The organism is Rhizobium sp. SVR5-9E (assembly GCF_056755095.1).
Window position 1 is genome coordinate 1 of record NZ_JBNDHS010000160.1, and the last position, 7,777, is coordinate 7,777.

At 60.8% G+C, this 7,777-nt stretch carries 9 protein-coding genes; 6 read left to right on the top strand and 3 right to left on the bottom strand.

Annotated elements, in window-relative coordinates:
- Nucleotides 1-245: 245 nt before the first annotated feature.
- Together ACPYOJ_RS33220 and gloA are read right to left on the bottom strand one after the other, a co-directional pair.
- Nucleotides 246-1,313 (bottom strand): YcbK family protein, encoded by a 1,068-nt coding sequence (locus ACPYOJ_RS33220; RefSeq protein ID WP_481420045.1) that lies wholly within the window; start codon nucleotides 1,311-1,313, stop codon nucleotides 246-248.
- Between the two features lie 155 nt (nucleotides 1,314-1,468).
- The gene (gene gloA, locus ACPYOJ_RS33225) at nucleotides 1,469-1,909 is read right to left on the bottom strand and encodes a lactoylglutathione lyase (protein WP_481420046.1); all 441 of its coding nucleotides are present in this window, start codon (nucleotides 1,907-1,909) and stop codon (nucleotides 1,469-1,471) included.
- A gap of 193 nt (nucleotides 1,910-2,102) precedes the next feature.
- Here gloA and ACPYOJ_RS33230 point away from each other — a divergent pair, with 193 nt between their 5' ends.
- Nucleotides 2,103-2,681 (top strand): cold-shock protein, encoded by a 579-nt coding sequence (locus ACPYOJ_RS33230; RefSeq protein ID WP_481420047.1) that lies wholly within the window; start codon nucleotides 2,103-2,105, stop codon nucleotides 2,679-2,681.
- Nucleotides 2,682-2,698: 17 nt separating this feature from the next.
- A complete protein-coding gene (locus ACPYOJ_RS33235; RefSeq protein WP_481420048.1) occupies nucleotides 2,699-3,166 on the top strand; it encodes a DUF192 domain-containing protein in 468 nt (155 codons plus the stop codon).
- 33 nt (nucleotides 3,167-3,199) lie between these two features.
- On the opposite strand, the gene ACPYOJ_RS33240 is transcribed toward ACPYOJ_RS33235, so the two are convergent.
- Nucleotides 3,200-3,397, bottom strand: a complete 198-nt coding sequence (locus ACPYOJ_RS33240) for a hypothetical protein (protein ID WP_168828767.1) — start codon at nucleotides 3,395-3,397, stop codon at nucleotides 3,200-3,202.
- 676 nt (nucleotides 3,398-4,073) lie between these two features.
- Between ACPYOJ_RS33240 and ACPYOJ_RS33245 the strand changes: the two genes are divergently transcribed.
- The 4 genes from ACPYOJ_RS33245 (at nucleotide 4,074) to ACPYOJ_RS33260 (ending at nucleotide 7,654) form a co-directional block, all read left to right on the top strand.
- On the top strand, nucleotides 4,074-4,553 hold the full coding sequence (locus ACPYOJ_RS33245) for a hypothetical protein (RefSeq protein WP_481420052.1): 480 nt from the start codon (nucleotides 4,074-4,076) through the stop codon (nucleotides 4,551-4,553).
- Between the two features lie 276 nt (nucleotides 4,554-4,829).
- Complete coding sequence (locus tag ACPYOJ_RS33250) at nucleotides 4,830-5,120, top strand: hypothetical protein (protein WP_481420049.1); 291 nt, start codon at nucleotides 4,830-4,832, stop codon at nucleotides 5,118-5,120.
- Between the two features lie 124 nt (nucleotides 5,121-5,244).
- Nucleotides 5,245-6,954 carry a hypothetical protein gene (locus ACPYOJ_RS33255; protein ID WP_481420050.1) on the top strand — a complete coding sequence of 570 codons (1,710 nt, stop codon included), beginning with the start codon at nucleotides 5,245-5,247 and terminating at the stop codon, nucleotides 6,952-6,954.
- A gap of 112 nt (nucleotides 6,955-7,066) precedes the next feature.
- Nucleotides 7,067-7,654: a hypothetical protein gene (locus ACPYOJ_RS33260; RefSeq protein ID WP_481420051.1), complete on the top strand. Its 588-nt coding sequence runs from the start codon at nucleotides 7,067-7,069 to the stop codon at nucleotides 7,652-7,654.
- Nucleotides 7,655-7,777: the final 123 nt, after the last annotated feature.

Sequence of the window (7,777 nt, forward strand, 5' to 3'; positions counted from 1 at the left end):
CTTCCCAGAATGAAAATCTGGTGTCCTAACCGATAGACGAAGGGCGCTTCCTTCGTGGTGGCGCCCTTATAGTCAGCGCTTTTGTGCACCGCAAGCGGGAATTTTGCTTTTCTTCAAAAAAGTGACATGAACATTCGCGCTAGCACAAGAAGCGGAATATCCGATGTGAATCAACGGGCTGCTGGCTATCCCTCGTGCGGATGGAACCGTCCTGCCGTAAGGCGAAGCAAAAAATCGCGGTCTCGTCAGATCGCCGGTCCGCGCAGTGTTCGCCTCTGTCCCGCACCGCAGCCCCAGTTCCAATCACGGCTTTTGCCGGTATCCACATGGACGGATTCGGTGTCGCAATAGGTCCCCACGCCGCCACGGTCGGGCAGCGAGCGAACATAGGCGGCAATGTCCCATTTGGAAATGCCGGCGACCTGGATGTCGGCGGCATCGCACGTCTTGTGCATCGATTCTTCGGCGCCGCCGACCATGCGGTTGTGCTCGGGATCGCGATATCCGGACGTCACCATGACCGGCTTTCCGAAATGGCTTTCGATCGTCTTGATGACATGCAGCAGATTGGGCTTGAAGCAGCTGACCTCCACATCGCCGTTCTGGATGTTCAGGCCGTTCGGCGCGACGCGGGTCATGCCCGGCAGGGACGCCTTCTGGAGAAGGCCGGAAAGGCTGCCGAGGAGGTTCTGTTTCGGCGCGGCATAGAGCGCGTTCATCGATCCGGCCTTGAGGCTGCCGGTGGCCATCGCCGTCTCGACGGAGGGCGCCAGCTTCGTGCTGGTGTTCTGGGATGATTGCTGCGGTAACGGAAATTCGCCGGACTGCGGTGCCGGGGCAGGCTGAGAGGGGACGCTGAAGACGCTGCTGCGCGTCGCGTCCACCCCGGGAGAGGGTGCATAGGCGGCGGCATCGGACGGCTGAACGATCGTCGAGCTGCTGTTATTCTGCGGAATCGCCGGCGGGGCCGAAAAGATGCTCATGGCGTTGGCGTTGATCCGGGTCGACTGCATCACCATGCCGCCGATATTGGCGGGCTGCATGGCGACCGCGGAGGCCGGCATGGGTTGAGGCGAGTTCTGAGCTGCCGTCGCAGGCTGCGCGCCGGTTACATTGGTGAGCATCGGATCGCGATAGGTGCTCTTGGCCTTGCCCGGCGTTTTTTCGGCAAGCTGATCCGCCGCGGGATCGGCAGGCGCGGCGGCAGCGGAATCCAGCGCCTTCTGATTCGATATGCAGCCGGAAAGCGCAAGGGCCGCGGCGGCGATCAGAAGCGCGCCCTGAGCGCGTATCCGCCTTTCGAGAATGAGCAAGCGACCGGTCTCCTTGGATGCGGAAGACGCGGCGAAAGGGCCGTCTTCTGCTTCGAGTCGGCCGGAGAGTGCCTGTGGACCAGGCTTGCAGCAAGCGCGAACCGGGCGCCGGGACCTGAAATCGCAAAAGCTGCAAGCCTCGCTAAAGCCTCGGCTTACCAGACGCCGGTATTGCCCATCGAGAGCCACGGCTCGGCCGCGGGAAGGCTGCCATTCTTCTGCAGGATCTCGATGGAGATGCCGTCAGGCGAACGCACGAAGGCCATGCGGCCGTCGCGCGGCGGACGGTTGATGGTGATCCCCTTATCCATCAGGTGCTGGCAGATGGCGTAGATGTCGTCCACCTCATACGCCAGATGGCCGAAGTTGCGTCCACCGGTGTAATCCTCGGTGTCCCAGTTGTAGGTGAGTTCGAGACATGGGGCGCCATTTCGCTCCGCATTCGTGCTATCCTCGTCCGCAGCGAGGAAAACCAGCGTGTAGCGGCCTTTCTCGTTTTCGGAGCGGCGAATTTCCTTCAAACCGAATAGCGTGCTGTAGAAATGAAGCGACGCATCGAGATCCTTCACGCGAACCATGGTGTGGAGATAACGCATTCTATTTCCTTTCTAAATGCGGGGTGTCCCGTTATGCGGCAGAACGCAAGCTTCGGGCAAGTCACAGGGTTAAGATGAGCAACTGGGAATAATTGAAAAGTAGGGCTTGCGCTGATCCGTTACCAAGATGTTAATCTTGATATCAAGAATCAGTTAACCGTAACAGTGTGACGCGTATTGAGGGACTGGCGACATGGCTGACAGGATTTCATCGAAGGAATTCACGCATATCGACGAGTTGTCCGGAGATGCCGTCGATCTCGTTGAAATCACCGGCATCGTCAAGTGGTTCGATGTGGCCAAGGGCTTCGGCTTCATCGTCCCGGACAACGGAATGCAGGACGTTCTCCTGCATGTCACGTGCCTCCGCCGCGACGGTTACCAGACAATTCTCGAAGGCACGCGCATCGTCGCGTTGATCCAGCGCCGCGAGCGGGGCTATCAGGCCTTCAAGATTCTCTCGATGGACCAATCGACCGCCGTCCATCCGTCGCAGCTGCCGCCGGTGCGCACCCATGTGCAGGTCACCGCGACGAGCGGTCTCGAGCGTGCACTGGTGAAGTGGTTCAACCGAACGAAGGGCTTCGGCTTCCTGACGCGCGGCGAGGGAACGGAAGATATCTTCGTGCACATGGAAACGCTGCGGCGTTTCGGCTTGACGGAGCTTCGCCCCGGCCAGGTGGTGCTCGTTCGTTATGGCGACGGCGACAAGGGGCTGATGGCGGCGGAAATCCACCCCGACATGCCGAGCCCGGCCAGCCGGTCGCACTGATGTCACGCGGCTCTGCAATGAACATCGTCAAAAGCGCCTTGTTGGCGCTTTTTTTCATGATCGCGGCACCGGCGCTTGCCCAGCAGGAGACGCATTTCGACAAGGAGCCGCTGGTGATCCAGACGGCCGCCGGCAAGATGCTGAATTTCACGGTCGAGATCGCCACCACCAACGAGCAGCGCGAATACGGGCTGATGTTCCGCAAGGAAATGCCCGAGAAGGCCGGAATGATCTTCGACTTCGGCGAGTCACGGCGGGTGTCCATGTGGATGGAGAATACCATCCTGCCGCTGGACATGCTCTTCATCGATAGCGGCGGCACGATCCGTCACATCAAGGAGAATGCCACTCCCTATTCGCGGGACATCATCGATTCGATGGGCGAGGTGAAATACGTCGTCGAGCTGAATGCCGGTGTCGTCAAGAAGCTCGGGATCAAGGTCGGCGACAAGGTAGCGAGCCCCACGACGACGAGAAAGAAGTAGGCGGCAAGCCGAAGCGCTGCGCCCCTCTCCGAATTACTGCTTTTTCGCCGCCTTGGCATCCGCCTGCATCAGCCGCTCCATGAAGAGCGCCATCTTGCGCTTTATGCTGCCGTAGGTGCCAAGCTCGAAGTCGCAGTGATAGCAGGTGATGATGTCGCTATCGACAGGCTGCGGGCGCGGAAAGTTCATGCGTGTCTTGCCGCACTTGGGGCAGGGTACTTCAACTTGCATTACGGCTCCTGTGTGGGGCCAATGGCCGCCTTGGAAAAACAAACAATTCTGGAAGGATCATCGGCGGGAAGAGATTTGACCTCCCGACCGGGTCCCAAGCCAACCTTTTCAAGACCTATTACCGATGATTCCCAGCGAATGCCAGCAGAAGACCTGAGAAGAGCCCAGGAACCTTTGGGATTGCTCTCAAGATTCCCGCATTCATGCCACGCTGAACTGCACGGCCGTCGTTGGACGTAGGTCTTTGACTAACTGCCGTCACTCTACCGCCAGACGAACAGGCGATACATCGGAAGTTTTACTTGCAGGCGCAGGCGGCCTCATCCACAATGCAGCGCCCGGCGCACTTGTGCCGGAGGACAGACGCAATCGCATGAACTGACCATTCGAAGATGCCGCAGACGCCATGCCCACGGCGCTGAAGGGGGGAATTCGAAATGATGTTGAGCAGTTCTCTGAGAACGCTGTTTCCTACGGCAATTCTCGTTTCGATCATTCCCTTCCCAGTTGGCGCAAAGCACCCCATTGCGTAGCAGGCCTGCAAGTTCCCTCACCAATTGAGGAACGCACGGCAACCTGCGTCATGGGAAAACAGCCTTCGGCCCTGTCGGCATGGCTTGTCCAAACAAGGAGGAATGACATGCAAATAGGAGCAAAATCGTGCGTCGCAGCAGTGATGATTCTGGGTTTTCTCGGCAGCACGGCGGTGGTGCGGTCTCAAGACCAGCCCGGCATCAAGAAATACGGCTCGGAAGCAGGCTGGGATATCGTCGTGCGGCAGGACATGGGCCCCGGCTGCCTGATCGCGAAAAAACTGACCGATGACGTGCAGCTTCAGATGGGGATCGACACGAGGAATACCAGGCGTGGCTATCTGGCACTTTACACCAAGGCTGATGCCAACGTTACCAGTGGCGCGAAGCGCACCGTGATATTCGATGTTGATGGCCAGCAGTTCAGCGGAGAGGCGACCGGTCAAAAAGTCGAGGGATTTGAAGGAGCTTACACCTGGGTCAACAACCTCGACTTCATCTATGATCTTGCCAAGAAGAAGATGCTGACGATCACGCCGCAGGGGCGTCAGCCGTTCGCCGTGAGCCTTGCCGGGACTGACGCTGCCTTCAAGGCCCTGCGCACCTGCCAGGACGCTCAGTAAGTCTCGCGTGCATATTTCCTGTTAAGTAGACGTATCAACCCACGCGGCATCCAGAGAGACCAGCCAGCAGGGGTGGACCATATCGAGGTCCGCCGCTGCTGGCGCGTTTGTTTTTGATGACGCCATGCTTTCTGCGTGCGTCTGTACGCGAGGTAAATGCCAGCGTAAGCGGCCGCGCGTGAGGCGTAAAGAGGCCGGCGTTTACAGTAACGTACTTACCTTTTCCGCACAGGAGCACATACTTCGGCGACTACCCTGACAGGAGGACCGACGTCCGTGAGCAGGCAAGGCGGAGCCGCGGGAAACGCAATCGATGCCGCGCAGCTGGGGCTGTGGCGGCTGATGCTCAAGTTGCCTGCAATCCGCGGCCGGCTGCAAATGCTTGCCGCGAGGTCGCGGCGTCTTGACGATCTCTTCGAAGCATACGAGGAGGCCAGCCGCACACTCGAACGGCTCCGGAAGGAGAGTAATCTCGCCCTGGCCAACGAATACGACGCCGTCTGCTCGGACATCGAGGCGGACGTCATCCGCTATGTCCTGCAGGGCTCCGCGGGCGCACCGGATTGACACGCGCATTTTCGAAATTGATCGCGCGTTGGTATTTATTAGCGTTTCAGGTTGCAACTCGGTGTCAAGTCGGCGATATATGTTCGCGTTCTACTTTAGTGGCCAATGGGTACGGGCGCGGACCATGAGTGCTGAAGTACACGACGTGGGGACCTGCGAAGTATCCCTCGAGGAGGCCGGAGCGGAACTGGAGAGGCTTCTTGCCGACGGAAGGTTCCGTGTCTCGGACCGGCAGCGGGAGATCCTGCTATATCTCGCCGAGCGACGGCTAGCGGGCTACCAGAAGGGCGTGAAGGCCTATTCGATCGCGCTCGACGTGCTGGGAAGAACCAGCGCCTTCGACGCGGCCAACGATCCGATTGTCCGGATAGAGATTAGCCGGCTGAGGACCGCTCTCGACAACTACTACGCCGTTTTCGCCGAAGAGCTCGGAGTCTCGATCCATATTCCCAAGGGCAGCTACGTGACGCTGTTCCCGAAGACCTCCATCCAGCACGAGCCGGACGACCAGCACCTCGACGACGATGTCACTGCCGTGTTCGAGGCGGCGCCTGCGTATCCTTCGGAAATCCGCTCGCCGGTGCAATGGCGGCGCCTGGGGGCGCTTGGCGGCATCGGGCTCGTCGTTTGCTTGGCGGCTGCCGCCCTCTACTTCCGTCCGATCACACCTGCAGCTACGGCCAAGCCCACCCTGCTCGTGGCAATGACTGCAGCGTCTCCGGACATGGAGGGTGAGGCGAGCCTGACCCGAGACATGCTGCTGAGCGCCCTGACACAGTTCCAGACCGTGATAGTGGCACGGCCCGGTTCGGTCGCGGGCGGAGCGGGCAGCTCGGACCCGAGCTACGATATCGAGATGAAATACTACGGGGACGGCGACGACCGCAGCGTATGGTGGCAGGTCGTGGACGGTGTCTCGGGAAATCTCCTGCGTTCGGGCCTCGAGCGGGTCGAACTCAGCGGTAAAAGCGCGGCCGCAGTCAGGGACGAGATGGCGGGAGCGCTCGCGACGCGGGTTGCCTCCTCGCGCGGCGTCATCAACACGATCGAGATGCAGGACGCCCCGAGAGACGCTCTCGGCAATGGCTGCGTCCTGAGAGCCGAGTATGCGCTGGAGGCCGGTGACGCGGACGACGTCTCCGAGGCGTCCCGCTGCCTGGAGCGCACTCTCGCCCGGTCGCCGGACGATCCTGACGCGAGCGCGCTGCTTTCCCGCGTCCTCGTTGCCCCACGCGGCCGGCAAGTGGGTCCCGAAATCGAGGCACGCGCCCTGGATTTCGCGAAGCGGGCCGCCTCGCTTGCGCCGCTGTCGGATAGGGCTCAGACGGCGTTGATGGCCGCGCAGTTCGCAGCCGGCCGGACGGAGGCGGCCATACAGGCCGGCAATCGGGCGATCGCACTCAACCCTAACAACTCGGAGGCTGCGGCCGCCCTCGGTTTCGTACTCTTCTCGTCCGGATACTGGGAGGCGGGCGTCGATCTCGCGCGGGACGCCAGTCGCGACCGCGACACCGTCCCCCGCGACGCGATGCTGGTGCTTGCTCTCGACGCCTACAGAAACAGCCGGTGGTCGGAAGCCTCGCTTCTCGCGGAACAGGTGAACGGCACCGACTTCCTGGTATGTGCGCTGCGCGTTGCGGCCCTCGGACAGCTTGGAGCGGAGGACGTGGAGAAAAAGCTGCCGCAGCCGAAGGCCTTGGACCGCGAGTTCGAGCAGGCGTTCCGCCAGCAGATGGTCACCGCCCGGATGCGGCCGGAGATCGTCGCGGGAATCGAGGCCGGCCTCGTCAAGGCTGGCGCCGACTTTGATGGAGTCGCCAGCATCCGGCCCTAGAGCCTGATCCTAATTTACGAAGGCATTTACAGTTGCGTACTTCCGGAGAGCACGAATCATGTTTCTATCGTCGTGACAGGCGTTCTTCACGACCTCACAAGGGGAATCTTTGATGCGAACTGTTGTCATTGTCCTTTCGGGAATGCTGCTTGCCGCACCCGGTATCTCGCTGGCGGCCGACCCGGCACCGGCCTTCGCGCCCACTCCTGAAACCACGGTGCAGGACGAATGGAGCTTCTCTTTTGCTCCGTATTTGTGGACTGCCGGGATCTCCGGCGATACCGCCGTCTTCGGCCTGCCGGAGGTCCACATCAATCAAAGCTTCGGGGACATTCTGGCGGATATCGACTTTGGTTTCATGGCGGCCGGAGACGCGCGCTATGGCCCCTTCAGCATCGTGACCGACATCGAATATGTGAGGATTACCTCGGACGCGGCGACGCCGCGTGGCGTGCTGGCGGACGAAGTGGACCTCAAATCCGTGACCTTCACCGCCCTGGTCGGCGCAGGCTACACCGTGCTCGAGGATCCAAACGGCAGGCTGGATGTCATCGCAGGTCTCAGGGTCTGGTCGGTCGAGACCACGATATCTTTCAGCGGCGGCCCTCTTGGCGGATTTCCCGTAGCGACGACGCCACCTGGGTTGATGGGATGGCGGGCGTCCGAGGCGTCTACTCGATCACGCCTACGGTCTATTTGACGGGATGGGGTCTGATCGGCGCAGGCGGCGCTGACCTCGACTGGGACGTGATGGGGGGCGTGGGCTACAAATGGGAAGAATGGCTCTCTGCGTTCATCGGATATCGCGCGCTCGGTGTGAACT